18 protein-coding genes are annotated in these 17,816 nt (G+C 43.0%); 6 read left to right on the top strand and 12 right to left on the bottom strand.

What is annotated here, in order from left to right; all coding sequences use genetic code 11:
- Window positions 1-63 precede the first annotated feature (63 nt).
- From FX988_RS07390 to FX988_RS07370, 5 genes are all read left to right on the top strand, one after another.
- Window positions 64-846 (top strand): S1 family peptidase, encoded by a 783-nt coding sequence (locus FX988_RS07390; protein ID WP_160179026.1) that lies wholly within the window; start codon window positions 64-66, stop codon window positions 844-846.
- 143 nt (window positions 847-989) lie between these two features.
- Window positions 990-1,514, top strand: coding sequence for a hypothetical protein (locus FX988_RS07385; protein WP_160179025.1), 525 nt, complete (start codon window positions 990-992; stop codon window positions 1,512-1,514).
- Window positions 1,515-1,535: 21 nt separating this feature from the next.
- On the top strand, window positions 1,536-1,799 hold the full coding sequence (locus FX988_RS07380; protein ID WP_160179024.1) for a hypothetical protein: 264 nt from the start codon (window positions 1,536-1,538) through the stop codon (window positions 1,797-1,799).
- Complete coding sequence (locus FX988_RS07375; RefSeq protein WP_160179023.1) at window positions 1,789-2,700, top strand: HprK-related kinase A; 912 nt, start codon at window positions 1,789-1,791, stop codon at window positions 2,698-2,700. Before FX988_RS07380 ends, FX988_RS07375 begins: the two co-directional genes overlap by 11 nt.
- Window positions 2,697-3,833 carry a nucleotidyltransferase family protein gene (locus FX988_RS07370; RefSeq protein ID WP_160179022.1) on the top strand — a complete coding sequence of 379 codons (1,137 nt, stop codon included), beginning with the start codon at window positions 2,697-2,699 and terminating at the stop codon, window positions 3,831-3,833. Before FX988_RS07375 ends, FX988_RS07370 begins: the two co-directional genes overlap by 4 nt.
- Before the next feature lie 13 nt (window positions 3,834-3,846).
- Here the strand turns inward: FX988_RS07370 and FX988_RS07365 are convergent, their stop codons facing one another.
- From FX988_RS07365 to FX988_RS07355, 3 genes are all read right to left on the bottom strand, one after another.
- On the bottom strand, window positions 3,847-6,018 hold the full coding sequence (locus FX988_RS07365; protein WP_160179021.1) for a malate synthase G: 2,172 nt from the start codon (window positions 6,016-6,018) through the stop codon (window positions 3,847-3,849).
- Between the two features lie 99 nt (window positions 6,019-6,117).
- Window positions 6,118-7,062: a LysR family transcriptional regulator gene (locus FX988_RS07360; protein WP_160179020.1), complete on the bottom strand. Its 945-nt coding sequence runs from the start codon at window positions 7,060-7,062 to the stop codon at window positions 6,118-6,120.
- 263 nt (window positions 7,063-7,325) lie between these two features.
- Window positions 7,326-8,927: an isocitrate lyase gene (locus FX988_RS07355; RefSeq protein ID WP_160179019.1), complete on the bottom strand. Its 1,602-nt coding sequence runs from the start codon at window positions 8,925-8,927 to the stop codon at window positions 7,326-7,328.
- Window positions 8,928-9,362: 435 nt separating this feature from the next.
- On the opposite strand from FX988_RS07355, the gene FX988_RS07350 reads away from it, so the two are divergent.
- Entirely contained in the window at window positions 9,363-10,652 is a 1,290-nt protein-coding gene (locus tag FX988_RS07350) for an alkaline phosphatase (protein WP_160179018.1), read from the top strand.
- Window positions 10,653-10,985: 333 nt separating this feature from the next.
- Here FX988_RS07350 and FX988_RS07345 read toward each other — a convergent pair whose 3' ends face one another.
- The 9 genes from FX988_RS07345 to FX988_RS07305 all read right to left on the bottom strand — a co-directional run bounded on the left by FX988_RS07345 (window position 10,986) and on the right by FX988_RS07305 (window position 17,632).
- Window positions 10,986-11,684 (bottom strand): VC0807 family protein, encoded by a 699-nt coding sequence (locus tag FX988_RS07345; protein WP_160179017.1) that lies wholly within the window; start codon window positions 11,682-11,684, stop codon window positions 10,986-10,988.
- Window positions 11,685-11,802: 118 nt separating this feature from the next.
- Window positions 11,803-12,378 (bottom strand): rhomboid family intramembrane serine protease, encoded by a 576-nt coding sequence (locus FX988_RS07340; protein ID WP_160179016.1) that lies wholly within the window; start codon window positions 12,376-12,378, stop codon window positions 11,803-11,805.
- 67 nt (window positions 12,379-12,445) lie between these two features.
- Window positions 12,446-13,609: a glutathionylspermidine synthase family protein gene (locus FX988_RS07335; RefSeq protein WP_160179015.1), complete on the bottom strand. Its 1,164-nt coding sequence runs from the start codon at window positions 13,607-13,609 to the stop codon at window positions 12,446-12,448.
- 8 nt (window positions 13,610-13,617) lie between these two features.
- A complete protein-coding gene (locus tag FX988_RS07330) occupies window positions 13,618-14,232 on the bottom strand; it encodes a DUF1190 family protein (protein WP_008302453.1) in 615 nt (204 codons plus the stop codon).
- A gap of 8 nt (window positions 14,233-14,240) precedes the next feature.
- Entirely contained in the window at window positions 14,241-14,657 is a 417-nt protein-coding gene (locus tag FX988_RS07325) for a DUF350 domain-containing protein (RefSeq protein WP_007989002.1), read from the bottom strand.
- A 27-nt stretch (window positions 14,658-14,684) separates the two neighbouring features.
- Window positions 14,685-15,332 carry a YjfK family protein gene (locus FX988_RS07320; protein ID WP_160179014.1) on the bottom strand — a complete coding sequence of 216 codons (648 nt, stop codon included), beginning with the start codon at window positions 15,330-15,332 and terminating at the stop codon, window positions 14,685-14,687.
- Between the two features lies 1 nt (window position 15,333).
- Complete coding sequence (locus FX988_RS07315) at window positions 15,334-16,383, bottom strand: potassium channel family protein (RefSeq protein ID WP_160179013.1); 1,050 nt, start codon at window positions 16,381-16,383, stop codon at window positions 15,334-15,336.
- Between the two features lie 163 nt (window positions 16,384-16,546).
- Window positions 16,547-17,227: a PspA/IM30 family protein gene (locus FX988_RS07310; RefSeq protein ID WP_160179012.1), complete on the bottom strand. Its 681-nt coding sequence runs from the start codon at window positions 17,225-17,227 to the stop codon at window positions 16,547-16,549.
- Between the two features lie 15 nt (window positions 17,228-17,242).
- On the bottom strand, window positions 17,243-17,632 hold the full coding sequence (locus tag FX988_RS07305; protein WP_160179011.1) for a YjfI family protein: 390 nt from the start codon (window positions 17,630-17,632) through the stop codon (window positions 17,243-17,245).
- Window positions 17,633-17,816 lie beyond the last annotated feature (184 nt).

Below are 17,816 nucleotides of genomic sequence, written 5' to 3'. Positions count from 1 at the left end.
TAGACTATTGTTGTGACAACGTTTATTTTCACATTAGCCCTACGAAATAGTAAGTAGCTTATTATGATAACGAAAAATTCTATATATAAAATCATTTGTGTTGTTTTTTCTTGTATAACATTTATCGCAACAGCCAACGCCTCACCAAAAACAAATCTTGTAAAGCGTGTTAAGCCATCAGTGGTAGGGGTAGGGTTATACGATGCTATGTCGGCAGTTAGTCATCAGCTGCGAGGAAGCGGTTTTGTATTCGGCGACGGAACGCTAATAGCTACTAACTATCATGTGGTATCTGAACCGCTTGATCCGCAAATTGTTCAATATCATATTGTCTTTTCGGGTACTGGGCGTCAGCCTAAAATTCATAAAGCTGAAATTATTGCTAAAGATCCCGTACACGATCTCGCTATTTTAAAAATTCGCGATACCTTACCTGCACTCAAACTTGGTCCCGACGCCTACGCTGAAGATGGACAGGACATATTGATGACAGGGTTTCCCATTGGTTCAATTCTTGGTTTATATCCTGCGACGCATAAAGGCATGGTCGCCGCATTAACACCTGATGTAATACCAAGTGCTAATGCGCGAAATTTAACCATGACGATGCGTAATCGCTTAGAAAACCCTTTTATGATTTACCAACTAGATATGACCGCTTATCCAGGCAACAGTGGAAGCGCGATTTATGACGCTGAATCAGGTGATGTCATAGGCATTATAAATAAAGTCTTTATAAAGGAAACCAAAGAAGCAGTATTAGAAAAACCAAGCGGTATTAGTTATGCTATTCCTGTTAAATATTTAAGAATACTGAGCAAAAAGAAAGGCTTTGACGTAAACTAATAGATAGCTGAATAAACGCTGTCACTAAAATTTACAGTTTTTTAAACAGAACTTATTATATTTATAAAAATCAATGGGTTGCGTAGTGGCCCGGAGTTTGCTTGGTTTGACTGATAAGCGTTACAAATGGAGTATTAAAAACAATGAGTGTCGTCGAAAATAAACCTGAGAATGGCAAAGAAGCTGTTTCAAACCGACGTAAGTTTCTATTAAAAGGATCTGCTGCAGCATTAATAGTTAGTCTTCCGGCTAAATCTACATGGGCGACCACGGCCAATGGTTGTACGGTTTCAGGTAACCTGTCAGGAAATTTATCACAAGCCTGTGAAACGATGTCTATTTCTGGTCTTTCTCCTGCGTCTTGGAAGTCTACAGCACGAAATAACAGCGGATTTAAAGATGAACTCAAAGCGATAAAGTGGAATAGCATTTTTAGTTATTCACCAACAGGTAGTGAAGTGAGCTCGGGGTCTAACTTGTGGAGAATTTTAGCCAGAGGTTCTGATGTCGATAAAAACTTAGTTGCCGGATATTTGAACGCTCTGTATGGTAAATATCCGTTGTCGACAGATGTAACACCTGAAATGTACGCAACTATGCTTGAAGATGAAGCGATGAAAAACCAAGGCGCGCTTTTAGATGCATTGAGCCAGACGTATACGCAATAATCGATTTTATAGCAGCTTCGTTTGTATCAAGTTAACGCTAATATTCTGACTTATAACGCCAGCGATTCGTCTGGCGTTTTTGTGTTTGTGCCAATCACAGGGAATACCCTTCGGTTACATTATCACTTTCTCGCCTTTGTCGAGCAATATCGACAAGGCTCCTATTTCAGTGAAGAACAAATGTGCGCAGCACTACCTGATTATTCATTAGATGACATTCAGCAATCAATTAAGCACCTGTTAACTGAGCATATCATTGATAAGGTTGAATCACTTGAGGCTTAGGGACATTTCGGCATCTGAAGCTGCTACGAGATTGATAAAAGGAGATGTTAATATTGATTTAGGCGTGGCAGCATTTGGTATTCAATCGGCCTTGCCCGATGTGCAGCATGTGCTTTATCAGCTGTATGGTGATTATGTGCTGCTGGATAATACGTCGCCTGCTGATTTTCGCGTCGCGGTGCAACGCCCTAAATCGATGAGGCGCTGGTATAAACCGCAGATCCACTTTTTACTCGATGACTTCGTGCCATTTTTACCTCTACCGCGTTCACAAGCGTATCCGGTGTTGGAGTGGGGAATGAACTGGTGCATGGCGTCACATATGCACAAATACCTTTTACTTCATGGTGCAGTGCTGGAAAAAGACGGCAAAGCCGTTATTTTTCCCGCGCCGCCAGGGTCTGGCAAAAGTACATTAACGGCCTATTTAGCGCATTCTGGGTGGCGCTTGTTGTCAGATGAGATGACAGTAATTGATCTACAAAGTGGTTTAGTTCATCCCTTTGTTCGCCCCATTTGTTTAAAGAATAATTCGATCGATTTGGTCAAGTCCTGGTTTCCTCAGGTGACGATTTCAAATATTGCCAGAGATACCAATAAAGGTGATGTGGCTCATGTGAAGCCGCCTATTGCAAGTGTTGATAATATTAAGCAAACAGCGCAGGTGATGGCTGTTGTGCTACCCAAATACACACCTGATGTTACGTTAGACATTTACAGCTTATCCAAAGCTGATGCTTTTCAAGCGCTGTCAGACAATGCCTTTAACGACTCTGTATTAGGCGCAGACGGTTTTCTAGCTTTGCAAAGGTTAGTCGAGAATACTGCTGCAGTGGAAATACACTATAACGATTTAGCTGAGGTACTGGCGTTTTTGAATGAAGGGCAGTTTTCAGCATGAGCACAACAGTCAAATACTCTGCCCATTTAGTTAAACTATTGTCGGGTGATGTACCTCAGTCTATTTCGCTATTAGATTGGGAATACTTGATAAGAATAGCCCGTGATGCCTCTGTGTTACCTAGAGTGGCTTACGCCCTCGATACTGAGGGCGATTCGCTACCCGAATACGCCCGAACACATCTTATTTCAGCTAAGTATCATGCTAAATTATTAGCTCAGCAAGTGCAGTTCGAAGCGACTGAATTCAAACGTATATTAACCAAATTTTATCATGAAGACGTCTACTATCTAAAAGGCGCAGCTTATACGTTATCCGGGTGTGACGCGGGCATAGGCCGAGTTTTTTCAGATATTGATATGTTAGTGTCAAAAGGGAACTTACGGGAGATTGAAGCGCGCCTAAGCGTTTACGCTTGGTTTAGTCAACCAAATGACGATTACGATGATATGTATTATCGTCAGTGGGCCCATGAAATTCCGCCTTTGAAGCACTCAGGGCGAGGCACTATTTTAGACGTACACCATAACCTTGTGCCTATTATCAGCGGCAAGGCACCAGAAATAAGTGATTTTACGAAAGGGGCTCGCACGCTAGCCTGCGGTGCTCGCGTATTAGCGCCAGAGGCTATGATCTTACACAGTGCCGTCCATTTGTTTTATCAAGAAGAGTACCACCACGGTTTTCGGGATTTGTCAGATCTACACCTACTCTTTAGCGAGTTTGGAACTGAGCAAGCATTTTGGGATGCACTGTTTATATTGGCGCAAAAGACAGGTTTCGGTTTAGAGCTTGCTCTTGCTTTGCGCTATACAACGACCCTTTTTGATACTCCAATACCGCCAGCAGAGTTGCAAAAGAGCCAAATCTGGTTACCTTCACGCCCTAAGTTAGTGGTATATGACTGGGTGTATAAGAGAGTACTTCAACCTCATCATAAATTATGTCATGTGTCAGGGTTAACGCTGGCAAATATGATGGCATTAGTAAGAGGGCACTGGATAAAGATGCCAGTGCATATTTTACTTATGCATACAGCTGCCAAGGGCTACAGAAATGTGTTGAAGTGGGTGGCTGGTAAAGGAGTGAATAAGCCCGATAGCGCGAAAAATAATGCACCACCAGGCCCGTAGGTTGAGAGTCTATTTAGCTCGCGAGTTTGTTCTTCATTTCTCTGCGCTTAGCATGTAAAACTGGTTCGGTGTAGCCATTTGGTTGAGCCGTTCCTTGTAATATAAGTTCTTGAGCCGCTTGAAAAGCACTCGTTTGTGCAGGTTCTGGCATCATGGGTATATACTCTTGATCAGAACGATTTTGTTCGTCGACTAGTTTTGCCATACGTAACATAGAGTCATTGATTTGTGTTTCGTTAATCAAGCCGTGCAACAGCCAATTAGCAATATGCTGGCTTGAAATCCTCAGGGTAGCTCTGTCTTCCATTAGCCCAACATTATTAATGTCAGGTACCTTAGAGCATCCGATTCCTTGGTGTATCCAGCGTACTACATAACCCAAAATTCCTTGCACATTGTTGTCTAACTCGCGCTGTATGTCCTGCTCACTAAGAGCGGAACGGTTTTCCAACAATGGAACGGTGAGAATATCGTCCAACCCATCATAGTCATTTGTTACGATAGGTTGGCGCAGTTTGAAAACGTCTATTTGGTGATAATGTAAAGCATGCAGTGTCGCGGCCGTAGGGGAGGGAACCCATGCGGTGTTTGCACCAGATTGTGGATGAACAGTCTTACTTTGCATCATATCCGCCATATTATCCGGTATCGGCCACATACCTTTGCCTATTTGTGCCTTACCTGACATACCAGCATCTACACCTATTTTAACGTTCGCAAGTTCGTAAGCGGTAAGCCAAGGTTGCTGTTTAATTTCTGCTTTCAATGCGAATGGGCCTAGATGCATGGAAGTATGGATTTCATCTCCGGTTCTATCCAGAAAGCCCGTATTAATAAATACCGCTCGATCTTTAGCGGCGTGGATACAAGCTTTTAAATTAACGCTAGTGCGGCGCTCTTCATCCATAATACCCATCTTCAAGGTATTTTTGGGTAGTGACAGTGCATCTTCAACCTGGCTAAACAACGTATCCGCGAAGGACACTTCTTCTGAGCCGTGCATTTTAGGTTTAACGATGTAAATGCTGCCTGCTTTGCTGTTTCGATAAGCGCCATTTCCGAGTAAATCGTGTTTAGCGATTAGACTGGTAATCATTGCATCCATAATGCCTTCATAGATGGGTTTGCCTTGAAACAATATCGCATCGTTTGTCATTAAATGACCTACATTACGCACAAACATCATGCTGCGACCACTCAATGTTTTGGGGTGACCGTCAATTGATGTGTAGTGGCGATCTTCGTTAAGGCGTCTTATAGAGGAGCTACCTGGTTTATTAAGCTTTACTTCAAGGGTACCTTTTATTAACCCTAACCAGTTCTGGTAAACCAGCGTTTTATCTTCCGCATCTACTGCGGCAACTGAGTCTTCGCAATCCATGATGGTGGTCAGCGCTGATTCCACAAGAATGTCTTTCATGCCAGAGGGATCACTTTGACCAATCTGATGTGAGCGGTCAAACTGAAGTTCTACATGCAAACCGTTGTGTATTAATAAAATTGCGCTAGGGTTGTTTTTATCTCCGCTAAATCCAACGAACTGACTAGGGGTTGTTAGCGTTGCAGTGCGCCCATCATTAAGGGTAATCACTAACTGACCTGAGGTAATATCGTAACCTTGGCTGCTTGAATGTGAGCCGTTTGTCAGTGGAGCGATAACATCTAGCCACTTTCTTGCGTATTCGATTACTTTTTGGCCTCGTGTCGGGTTGTAATCTTTGGTACGTGTTGCTCCGTTATCCTCAGGAATAACATCTGTGCCGTACACCGCATCATATAAGCTTCCCCAACGAGCGTTAGCAGCGTTAAGTGCAAAGCGCGCGTTATTGATAGGCACAACAAGTTGGGGGCCGGCCATAGCCGCCACTTCGTCATCAACGTGCTCAGTGGTAATCGAAAAGTCAGCTGGTGGCGTCTCTAAATAACCAATGTCTTGTAGAAAGGTTTTGTAAGCGCCAGGCTCAAGAGGTGAATGAGTCTGGCAATACGCATCGATTTTTGTCTGCAGTGAATCTCGTTTAGCCAGTAAGGCATCATTCACTGGGGTAAGCTGAGCGAGAATATTGCTAAAACTAGCCCAAAAATCTGCTGGGGACACTTCACTGCCAGGTAGAGCGTGATCTTCGATGAAGGTAGCAAGTTCTTTTGCTACCTGTAGTTGTTCACGTTGAATGTATGCTTGCATGATCTACTCCATTTGTAAGGCTATGAACCCAGTCTACGAAGTAAAGCTTACTTTGTTTAATTTATGGTTTCTATCTCAGCTATAAATTATATGAATGTTTCATTGGGCGGATAATTTTTCACCAACTTCAGTGATCAATCGACGTAACCAAATGTGCCCCGCATCGTGATGCAGTAATGCGCTCCACGCCATTTTTAGGCCAATAGGGGGAATATCAAAGGGGGGGTCTAAAATCACTATATTTGGATCATTCTCATAAAGTGCTGCGGCTTTACTAGGAAGTGTCGCCACCAAATTTTGGACTTTCGCTAGCTGCAAGGCGACGTGATAATGGCGAGTAAACACTCTTATATCGCGTTTTTGGCCGATTTTAGTCAATTCAGCATCCACCCATCCAAGCTTTTGTACTTCGTTTGGATCTATCCCTACGCCCACACCAAAGCCCGTTTTACTTACCCAAATGTGCTTGCTGTCGATATAATTTTGTAGAGTAAAGTTTTCCACTATGGGATTGTTACTGCTAACAACACAAGCAAAGCGATCGTACCACACTACTTTTTGATGAAAGGACAATGGCAATTCTTCAAAACGATTGATTGCCATGTCTACTTTACCTTGCTCAACATCATGGAAAGTAACATCACTTGGGGTGATCATGTCCAAGGTAATATTGGGGGCGACTTTAGCGAGCTGACGGATAACCTCTAGCAGCAAAGTCGATTCTGCGTAATCGCTAGCCATAATGCGAAACGTGCGCTTGCTGGTTTCTGGTACAAAGTCTGTTTCGGGCTGAATAGACGCTTCGAGCTTTGAAAGCACATCACGTATAACCGGTTGCAGCTCTAGCGCACGCTTGGTGGGAGTCATGCCATCACTGGTACGTACCAGCAATGGATCTTTGAATAGATCACGCAAACGTTTCAATCCATTGCTCATGGCTGGCTGGGTGATACTCAATTGGTTCGCTGCGCGGGTTACGCTGCCTTCGCGTAGAAGAACATCCAGGTACACCAATAGATTAAGGTCGACTTTTGAAATATTCATAATATTAATGTACTTCTTATCTTTTATTGTATTGCCAGATTGTACTTAGATGAGAGAAAGATACCAGAGGCTTAGCAAAAAAATTTAAGTTTTTGTATTTTATAGAGAATTTAAATTATTGGTTGGTTTGGTAAATAGCTTATGCCGAAATCCCAATATCATATAATGATGGTATGGCTAGATGTATTTTATAAGTGAATGCCATTGGACAGGCAAAAAAATAGCAGGTTGCCCTGCTATTTTCTACTTAGAGCGGTTGCTTGTTATACAGCCACGTCAAACTGGTTCATAGTGTTGTCTTTACCTGAAGCTTTAAGCGCTTGCTCACCAGAGAAATATTCTTTGTGATCATCACCTAAATTAGAGCCCGCCATTGCTTGGTGTTTTACGCAAGCTAACCCTTCACGTAGCTCTTTACGTTGAACACCTTTAACGTATGCAAGCATACCTTCCTCACCGAAGTAACCTTTCGCTAGGTTATCAGTTGATAGTGCTGCCGTATGGTAAGTTGGTAGCGTAATCAAGTGATGGAAAATACCTGCTTCACGTGCTGCATCAGCTTGGAATGTGCGTACTTTTTCATCTGCTTCTTGAGCTAGTTCAGAGGCATCGTAACGTGCAGACATCAATTCATCACGGTTGTAGCCAGATACATCTTTACCTTGCTCAGACCACGCATCGAATACTTGCTGACGGAAGTTAAGCGTCCAGTTGAAAGAAGGTGAGTTGTTGTAAACTAATTTCGCGTCTGGCACTTCTTTGCGAATGGCACTTACCATTTCACCGATTTGCTGTACGTGAGGTTTTTCTGTTTCAATCCACAGTAAATCTGCACCATTTTGTAGCGAGGTGATACAGTCAAGTACCACACGGTCGAAACCTGTGTTTTCTTTGAACTTGTACAAACCATTAGGTAGACGAACTGGCTTAACAAGCTTGCCACCTAGTTTCAACACAGAGTCGCCGTCTTTTAGATCATCAACAGAAGACACTTCCGAGGTTTCTAAAAAGGCATTGTATTGAGCCGCTAAGTCGTCAGGTGATTGAGACACAGGGATTTTTTGCGTCAGGCCAGCACCTAGAGAATCGGTACGGGCAACAATTACACCGTCATCTACACCAAGCTCAAGGAATGCATAACGTACAGCATTGATTTTACATAGAAAATCTTCATGAGGCACGGTTACTTTACCGTCTTGGTGGCCACATTGTTTTGCATCAGACACCTGGTTCTCGATTTGAATGCAACACGCACCAGCTTCAATCATTTTTTTAGCAAGTAAGTAAGTCGCTTCTTCGTTACCAAAGCCCGCATCGATATCAGCGATGATAGGCACGACATGAGTTTGGTAGTTATCAATTTTGTCTTGAATTTCTTGGGTGCTTTCGCCTGCATTTTTTGCTTTATCAAGGGCAGTAAATAACTCGCCTAGCTCTTTTGCGTCGGCTTGGCGTAAGAAAGTATATAGTTCCTCAATTAAAGCGGGTACTGACGTTTTTTCATGCATAGATTGGTCAGGAAGTGGGCCAAATTCAGAGCGTAGTGCTGCTACCATCCAACCTGATAAGTACAAGTAACGCTTATCAGTGGTTCCATGGTGTTTCTTAATGGCTAACATTTTTTGTTGGCCGATGAATCCGTGCCAGCAACCTAAAGACTGCGTATATGAGCTCGAATCCTTATCATAATCAGCCATATCCTTACGCATGATACCCGCAGTATACTTAGCAATGTCTAAGCCTGTCTTAAAACGGTTTTGTGCTTTCATTCGCGCAACGTATTCAGGATTGATTGCATTCCAAGTTTGGCTATTTTCGCCTGTTAAGTTTTGGGCAGCTTGAATGTCATTTGTATAGTTAGACATGACGATGTTCCTTATGTTTGAAAGTAAAATTTGATTAGCGAGTTTGTAAATTGAATGTTGCTGCTAACCGATGACTGAATCCTACTAATAGAATTTTGATAACGAAAGAAAATGGTAATGATTTCCATCATTTCTTACATGAATACATGTTGGCGCACTTTGAATTGCAAGGGGCGTGAGATAGATAGGTATTTTAATTTGCCTAATTGAATAGCTGCAGGAATGATAAATATATCGAGAGCAGATGAATTTTGCGTGCAAGTACTGCTTTTATCTCAGTTTTGCATAGGGATATTTTCGTCTGCTGTGAGTTTTGCACATGTTTTGCGACAAAAAAACTTAGCGGTTTTCAAAAAAATACCTTTGATACTACGTCATGTCATAAAAGGCTGCGTATAATCAAGCGTTTGAATAACAAGCAAATATAGGAATGAAATGAAGTTTGTGAATACCATTTTGCTATCAGCTCTGAGTATGGGTGTCGTAGCGCAAGAGCCTAAAAATGTGATTATGGTTGTTGGTGACGGAATGGGGCCTGCGTATACCACGGCGTATCGTTATTTCGCTGATGACAAGAACACCCTAGAAGTAGAGCAAACTGTTTTTGACCGCATGTTAGTGGGTATGGCAAGTACTTACCCCGCACGAATCTCTGGTTATGTAACTGACTCTGCGGCAGGTGCTACGGCCTTGGCCACAGGTGTGAAATCTTATAATGGCGCAATTGCCGTCGACGTGGATAAAAAACCAGTTTCTACCGTGCTTGAATGGGCGAAAGAGCAGGGAATGAAAACGGGCATCGCAGTAACGTCACAGATTAACCACGCGACTCCAGCAGGCTATTCCTCACATAACGAGAGTCGGAAGAACTACAATGAGATCGCCGACAGTTACTTTGACCGTAAAGTAGCGAATAGTTTTGTACTTGATGTCATGCTCGGTGGTGGTTGGGACTACTTCATACGTGACGATCGTAACTTAGTGGAGGAATTCCAAAACGTTGGTTACCAATACGTTGATAACATTGCAGAATTGGAAACAGCGGATTCCACGCAACCATTGTTAGGTTTGTTTGCAGAGCAAGGCTTAAATTGGGCGTTAGATATGCCCCCTAAGCAGCGTTTAAAAACGCTTACTCAAGCTGCGGTGAATCATCTTGAAAATGACCAAGGGTTCTTTTTACTTGTAGAAGCCAGTCAAATAGATTGGGCTGGTCATTCGAATGACGTTGGCGCCGCCATGTTCGAAATGCAGGATTTAGCACAAACGATGAGCTGGTTAGAGCAATACGTTGATGCCCATCCTGATACCTTATTGGTATTGACTGCGGATCATAGCACGGGCGGCTTTACCATTGGTGCGAACAAAATTTATCGCTGGGAGCCCCAATGGCTAGATAATTTGCAGGCTTCTCCATACGCCATTGCTAAGCGGTTAATGGCTGCAGAGAAAAAAAGCGCATTAGCAGCAGACTTACTGGGTTTCTCACTCAATGATGAAGAAAAGTCCATGATAGAAGCAATCGACACACAAGATGAAGAAATTGCTTATCAAACGGTAAAAGCCTTATTAGATGTGCGTACTAACACTGGCTGGACAACAGGTGGACACACAGGCGTGGATGTGCCTGTTTTTGCTAAAGGGCCAGGGAGTGAAATGTTTCGAGGAATGTTAAACAACACGCAAGTTGCGGATAATATCTTTACGTTACTGGGTCAGAAATGACGGCTGTGCAAACACCTGACGAATAATACCATTTCACGTTAAAAGTTGTCACTCAGCGAGCGTTTAAAAGGGTTTAAACAAGGCGCATAAATGAATCGTGGCTCTCTTTCGACGTTATGCAACGCAGTGTACGCTCTTTAAAACTCGTCTGCTAGAAATGCCCTAGCAGCTTTTGCTCTGGGTTCTCACTATTTGAAAGGGAACACGTATTACGACATCGCGACGTCTTAATCAAAAAAACGCTGATAGGGTTTCTATCAGCGTTTTTTGTTTGACCGCAAAATCCAAATCAATACGCGCTTAAATCACTCTTTGCGCCTAGAGGGAGTGCGATTATTGTTGCGCGAGGAAGTTCTCTAAATCCTCACCGGTTAACTTTTTGATTTGCGCGAACAAGTACCACAGGGCACCCATTAACATTATCATGCTGGGAATAACAATCACTGGGTAACTTAAGGCCGTCATGCGCCCTAATTCTTCTGTGTACTCTGTTGTTCCTGGCGGGCTAACTAAAATCACTTTCGCCAATACATAATTTAAAACTGAGGATAAGAAGAACGAACCGGCAACGATATAAGAACTGATCGCCATTTTACCTTCAAAATCACTGGTGGTCCCTTTTGCTTCGAGAGCTTGAGATAAGTTATCCCAATTGACAATTTGCTCATTAAGTACAAGGATCTTTAATAGGGGCTTAGTCGTGCGCTGAGTTATCAATACTGCGATACCGATAACTGCCGGAATGGCAGCTTCTTTTATCGCGATATATTCCGCAGGAAGTTCCAATAGGCTAATACCGCCAGTTAAAATTACGCTGACAATCCCTAACACAGAGAAGGCGTTTACTTTGCCTGATTCTTTTAGATCCCAAAGCCCATACCCGATGGGAAATATAAGTGCCGCAACAATACTCCATGCGGGCCCTAGGTATTGCTCAGAGCTCAAGTTGCTCATGATCACGACGGGAATAACGATATTAAATGCCAGATTTCCAAAAAATCCGTTTTGCTTTTTAGGGGCTTGATTACTCATTGGGGCCTTGATTAGTTTATAAACTGCTCATGCATTATAGGGAAGTTGCACTTCACGCTCTAGCACTACGTTTGGTTAATTTAATGATAAAGCCTTATTGCTCGTTTTTGTTTTGCCACTATAGGTTTTTAGCCCATAATCTTGCGGCAATTAAACCAGAGATAAAACCAAATAAGTGCCCCTCCCAAGATACAAAGGTTCTTGCGGGCAAGACACCGAATATTAGGCCGCCATAAAAAAAAGCCACCAACAAGGATATGATGATCAACTTAAACTTTCGACTCAAAAGGCCAGCCAATAATAGAAAGCCAAAATAACTGTATATCACACTACTAGCGCCAATATGACTGGCTGAGCGGCCAAATAACCACACCAATAATCCGGTTAGTATGATGCAAAAAAATGTGACGCCGAAAAATCGTTTATTGCCGTATTGCAACATCAGAAAACTCAGCACACACAATGGGATAATGTTCGATAGGTAATGGCTTAAACTCCCGTGTAAAAACGGCCCAGTTAAAACACCAATAAGTCCTGGGATATAGCGCGGAATATTACCGAAATGGTTTAATGCCCGCCCAGTTAGGAGGTTAATTATTTCGATGGCAGTGATTAAAACGAAAATGCAGCCAACAATTTTTAACTGTTGGCTTAAACCAGATGAAGTGCGCGATGTGAAGTTTTTGCTATTCATAAAACTGCGTTGATTAAGTGATAACAGTATTTTGACTTAAATGAATAGAAAATGAGATGTCAAATTGTCACAAAATAATATGCGGTAAATAACGCGACATATCTTGAGTAATAAGGGAGGTATCTTCCCTTACTGATATACCCGCTGGTTGATCGTCAACCAACCAAGAACCAATCAAGGTGTGATTATCTCCAAATTTTGGCAATGGCGAATAGGCTTGATAAATAAACCCTTCTTCACCATACGGTCCTTGAGCTTCAAGCACCGTTTTTCCGTTTTCAATAATACTGATATTGGCGCCTTCGCGAGAAAATATGGGTTTTTTTACCAGCTGAGTTTCGTTTGCTAGGTGCAGTTCGTCTTCAAAGTATGACGCGAGCAAATTAGGATGGCCGGGAAACATTTTCCATAACATGGGCATCAGCGCTTTATTAGATAAAACCGATTTCCACAGTGGCTCAACCCAGTGAGTACCAGAGGACTGAATATGCTGGGCAAAATCTTCACGCTGCATAAATTCCCATGGGTAAAGTTTAAATAACGTTTCGATGATTTGGTCGTCATGATCGGTAAACGCCGCACTTTCACTTAATCCAATATCTTCCATATAGACAAAGTAATCTGCGATCCCGGCTTCTCTGGCGCAGTCTTGCAAGTACTGCACCGTACCTCTGTCTTCGTCTGTGTCTTTGCAACACGCAAAATGCATGAAATCTAATTGATAGTGATGAGCTATTTCGCCCAATCGGATAACAAGCTTTTCCTGGAGGGAGTTAAATTGGTCGGCTTTTTTATGCACTAGCCCTTTGTTGACTTGCTCTTCTAACCATAACCACTGCCAAAACCCACTTTCATACAAGGAAGTCGGCGTATCTGCGTTATTTTCATATAGCTTTGCTGGCCCGCTGCCATCGTAACTAAAATCCAAACGCGAATATAAGCTTGGGTCACGATTCTTCCATGAATCTGCAATAGGCAGCCAAAATGTCTCAGGTATCTGAAAACGCGCCAGTAGGGCTTCATCATGAACCACGCGTTCGACCACTGCCAAACACATTTGGTGAATATCAGCAGTGGGCTGCTCTATGTCGTTTTCTATTTGGTTAAGGGTAAACTGGTAGTAAGCTGTTTCGTCCCAATAGGGCTCCCCGTGCATAGTATGGAATTTGAAGCCGAAATCAGCGGCTTTACGTTGCCAATTGGGGCGTTGCTGTATAGGAATACGAAACATAAAACGCGTTAGCCACCCCAACCACTGGACTTTCTACTAGAGCTGCCCCAGCTTGACTTAGCGCGTACACTGCTACCAAACCCACCACGGCTCATGGTTTTCGATACACTGGGCTTAGATTTGAACGCTTTTTTGCTGACGTTCATGTTGCGGCGGCGGTAGTCACCATAATCGCTGCCATCAGCGCCCATCCAACGGTGTCGATAAGACGAGTAGGGCGAATAGGAGGTAAACATGGGTTGAGTGTTATATCCCCTAGGTGAGAGTAGGTTACTTAACATGTAACCTGCCATAAAGGGCATAAAGAATGAACCGCTCTCGGTGCGCGTATAATTGCACTGATTCGCGCCGAACTCTTCTTCACATATTTGTCGTGATGCGTATTTAGGGCCAGTTCGCTGGGCTTCATCTAACGCGTCTTGGTAGGCGGTCTTACACAGTTCTTCTTGGCCTGGATTTTGATTGGTACAATCGTCTACTGAGGTATACACAGTGGCTTTTTCAGTTTCTTCACCGCAACCACTAAGCATTACTGCTGCAATACCTAATGCCAAAGGTTTGACTGAAAAGCCTTTACGCATACTCGCTAGGTTGATATTTGATGAGCGTTTACGCTGAGTCATATGGCCTCCTAGTACGTCATGCAGGCGGCATTTAGTAAACCTACCGCAACCGAAATGGCGGCTAGAATAGTACCTGCGGATATTTCATTATTAATGATGCGTTCGGCAATTTTCGGCATAAACGTAAAACGTAAAAGCAAAAACGCCACCACTTGGGCAACTATTGCCACCACACCCCATACGATAAAGTCTAGTAATGATGCAGAGTTTGCCACTGCGCTCGATAACGCCAGAGCAAAACCAATAATTGCACCACCAAAGCCAATGGCTGCAGCAAGGTTTTTCTCTTGTTTGACTAACTTCCATTCATCATGGGGTGTAACAAACGCATAGACAATTTTGAATACAAATAGTAGTACGATTGATACAGCGAAATAGGCAACGAAGTGGCCGAGCCCAGAAATTGAATTGAGTATTGTTTCCATCATTTTTCCTTTATTTATTGGGAACCGTTAGCCGTTTATAGAGATGTCGGCTTGCGCTATATTAAAGCCGCTGCTGATGACTAAGCAGCGATCAAGGTTTTGCCCTACTAGTTTTTCTTCACCACTTACCAACAGCGCTTCAATGTCGCTGTTATCTAGCTCACGCTCGTAAAGCATGACGAACTGGTCAGTTTCACTGACATCACCATCTTCTTCATAAGTTTTTTCGGTCATCGCCACAGCGGGAGATACATCGCCAACGGCATCCCAAACACGCTGATAAGTATGCCCTTCGAGGGTGTACAGTGCTTGAGATATGTCGCTTTTTAGCAGTTGTTGCCACTGAGCATCTGAGCCAACGGTTTTGGTTTCATAGAAATACCATAATTTGACATCAGTAATGTGATTTTCTGTTATGCCGCCATCTAATACGACCTGTAAAAATGCATCGTCATCGGTGTAAAAGCGCAGAATTTTGCCACCTGAATCTAAATCGACTTCACCAACCGCCTGAATAATATGTGAGCTGGCTGCAGACTCAATGATAAGGCTTGGTTCTATTAGTTTGAGTTTTAGTGGATCAATTTGAAATGAACCACCCAAGTAAAGGCCCATAATTTCAGGCGCTTTTGGGGTTTTAGTGGTGTCTTTTTTACCAAATAATTTACTGAACATATTATTCCTCAGAAAAACGTTGCCACTCGATATGCTTGATCCTCGACTCGGCGATATAAAATACTTTGTCACCTGGAGAAAGCTGCTCGTCTAAATTGGGATTAACTTGTATGTTTAACTTGTCGTGGCTCTTAGACGTGCCGATGAGGGTCGCATTATAACGAGATTTCAATTGATTAAATGCTAAGCCGACGGGCATCGATGGCATATCAAGGGGAAGGGAGTCTGAATACTGCGCCTGGCCTTCAGCCACACTAAGTAAGTCGTGATGTAGCACGCTTGAACCTGGATCAAACGCTGATTTTGCCAACATTTCTATTGCCACGCTCGGAGTACATTCAACATTCGGGCAGTGCCGTTGAAGCAAGTTAGCTAATGTTTCATCGGTGAAATAAGCCACCATTTGCGCACTCGGATTGCGCTGACTGCAATAGAGCGCCGTGGTCATGGTTAAATCGTCTTCTGGGTTGTCCATCAATACCACTTTTGCATCAGCGATACATGCGCGATCCATGTCTTTGTCGTTGCTAAAGCTATTGACTTTGACGAATTCAATTTTGTCCGGCATGGGGTTAGTAATGTCAGCCCGAACACATAACACTATAGTGGGGCGTTCATCTACTGCTTCACGCTCACGCAATAATAAGTCCAATAACCTGAGGGTGCGCTGCTCATTCCACCCAAGTACCAGAATATGATTAGATACCGATAAACTTTGCAAACCCTTTACTCCTTTCAACCACTGAAATGACACCCATGAAGCCACGCGACCAATAACAAGTGCAAAAAAGCTTAGGCCAACAGGGATAACATACAAAGAAACGATGTATTTACCCGCAGTCGTTGTTGGCGATAAGTCTCCGTAACCCACTGTTGAGCCCGTTACCACCAACCAATAAATAAAATCTGTGGTGTTTGTTAGTGCGTCTTCGCCAGCAAGAGCCATTAAACACCAACTTGAAACGGTGTAAAAACTTAACGCGATTAATAAGGTATACCAACGCATTTCAGCAAAATACTGAGACAGCATCCTGCGTATTTTTATAAACATGGCGTTAACTTCAGGTTATTGTTATTTCGGCATATTCTTTCATATCCCAAGCCATTAGCCAATGTGACGCATTCCTTTGTGAGATATAGTGGCACAAACTAAGCAGTAAAATAAGAAAATGGCCTGTCAGCAACTGCTGACTGGCCATTTAAATTGTCGCGGCTTACTTGCCTAGAATGCGGCTTAACTCATCGTCGGCAGACGTTTGACCGCCTTTAATACCGGCTTGCGCCAAACGTTTCTCTAAATCATCGCTCGACTCTTCAGTTGCCAATTCCTGTGCGGCTTGCAATTCTGCATCACGCAAGGTTTGTTTGTCTTGAATACGCTGCAGCGATTCAGTAGCCGTTTTCATTTTACTGTTTGCGCCTAAATGACGAGACGATACAGCGACCTGAGCCTTTTGCACAGACTCAGTGGCCTTTACCATATCAACCTGTTGCTCTAAGCGGCGCAAATTGGCTTTAGCTTGACTGATATTGTTGGCTAACTGCTTCTCCGACTGCTTGAACTGATCTAAATACTTTTGCTCACCTTCCTGTTCAGCCTTTAAATCACTGACTTTTTGCGCACAATCAAGGGCTAACTGACGATCAGAATCTATAGCTTTACGAGCATGCTCTTCGTATTGCTCGATAGATGATTGTAAGCTGGCGACTTTCTGCTGAGAAAGTTTACACTTGGCAAGTATTTGCGTGCGTGCATGGTCCGATTTGCGCAGCTCGTCTTTTGCTTCACGGATCTCTTGCTCAAGGATGCGAATTGCTTGGCTGTCTACAACTGTCTGCGCTGCTTCTGTTGCACCACCTTTAACGGCCGTTACTAATTTTCTCCACACCGACATAATGTCACTCCTCGATTAAAGTAAATGTTCTGCATAAGCATCTAAAAATGCTTCTACATTTTGAAATAGGGTTTGCACTTCGATCTTCACACTCTCGGGTTTCGATTGTGAACTCAACGAGCCAAAGGCGGTGTAATATTCATCGCCCGCCACGTTAGAAATTCCCACTGTGGTTAACGGGAAAATCATATGGGACTTTAAAATCTCTTCGTTTAACGCTGTTTTGTCTTTCACCTCATTTACTGAGAAAAGTAAAGACTCAACAAGGATTTGCTCTCCGCTTATCGCTAGCCAGGCATCTACGCCGTCGCTATTGGCAATTAATAAGCAATTCTCTTCACGGGTAACAACGAGATCTTGGTTGTCACTAAAAAGGGCCTCAAGTTGATTAAGATCCCATGTCATGGCTACTCTCCTGTATGGCTAATGACCGTTATTCGTGTATGGCTCAATTTTTCATTGAGCTGTTCAGCAAAACTCGGGCTTAGTGTAGTCAGTTGAAAAACAATTAGTCAAATATTATTTTCCACATTTGATATTTATTTATCACTAATGTAAATTATACGTCACATTTATAGCATTGGTATCA

This window comes from Paraglaciecola mesophila, assembly GCF_009906955.1.
In the GTDB taxonomy this organism is placed as follows: Bacteria; Pseudomonadota; Gammaproteobacteria; order Enterobacterales; family Alteromonadaceae; genus Paraglaciecola; species Paraglaciecola mesophila_A.
Note: the sequence above shows the minus strand (reverse complement) of the source record. Positions and strands in the feature narration are given on the sequence as shown.

Bases quoted from the DNA above. Each gene is read 5' to 3' on its own strand.
- FX988_RS07390 (WP_160179026.1), top strand. From the start codon at position 64: ATGATAACGAAAAATTCTATATATAAAATCATTTGTGTTGTTTTTTCT.
- FX988_RS07385 (WP_160179025.1), top strand. From the start codon at position 990: ATGAGTGTCGTCGAAAATAAACCTGAGAATGGCAAAGAAGCTGTTTCA.
- FX988_RS07370 (WP_160179022.1), top strand. From the start codon at position 2,697: ATGAGCACAACAGTCAAATACTCTGCCCATTTAGTTAAACTATTGTCG.
- FX988_RS07365 (WP_160179021.1), bottom strand. From the start codon at position 6,018: ATGCAAGCATACATTCAACGTGAACAACTACAGGTAGCAAAAGAACTT.
- FX988_RS07360 (WP_160179020.1), bottom strand. From the start codon at position 7,062: ATGAATATTTCAAAAGTCGACCTTAATCTATTGGTGTACCTGGATGTT.
- FX988_RS07355 (WP_160179019.1), bottom strand. From the start codon at position 8,927: ATGTCTAACTATACAAATGACATTCAAGCTGCCCAAAACTTAACAGGC.
- FX988_RS07350 (WP_160179018.1), top strand. From the start codon at position 9,363: ATGAAGTTTGTGAATACCATTTTGCTATCAGCTCTGAGTATGGGTGTC.
- FX988_RS07345 (WP_160179017.1), bottom strand. From the start codon at position 11,684: ATGAGTAATCAAGCCCCTAAAAAGCAAAACGGATTTTTTGGAAATCTG.
- FX988_RS07340 (WP_160179016.1), bottom strand. From the start codon at position 12,378: ATGAATAGCAAAAACTTCACATCGCGCACTTCATCTGGTTTAAGCCAA.
- FX988_RS07335 (WP_160179015.1), bottom strand. From the start codon at position 13,609: ATGTTTCGTATTCCTATACAGCAACGCCCCAATTGGCAACGTAAAGCC.
- FX988_RS07330 (WP_008302453.1), bottom strand. From the start codon at position 14,232: ATGACTCAGCGTAAACGCTCATCAAATATCAACCTAGCGAGTATGCGT.
- FX988_RS07325 (WP_007989002.1), bottom strand. From the start codon at position 14,657: ATGGAAACAATACTCAATTCAATTTCTGGGCTCGGCCACTTCGTTGCC.
- FX988_RS07320 (WP_160179014.1), bottom strand. From the start codon at position 15,332: ATGTTCAGTAAATTATTTGGTAAAAAAGACACCACTAAAACCCCAAAA.
- FX988_RS07315 (WP_160179013.1), bottom strand. From the start codon at position 16,383: ATGTTTATAAAAATACGCAGGATGCTGTCTCAGTATTTTGCTGAAATG.
- FX988_RS07310 (WP_160179012.1), bottom strand. From the start codon at position 17,227: ATGTCGGTGTGGAGAAAATTAGTAACGGCCGTTAAAGGTGGTGCAACA.
- FX988_RS07305 (WP_160179011.1), bottom strand. From the start codon at position 17,632: ATGACATGGGATCTTAATCAACTTGAGGCCCTTTTTAGTGACAACCAA.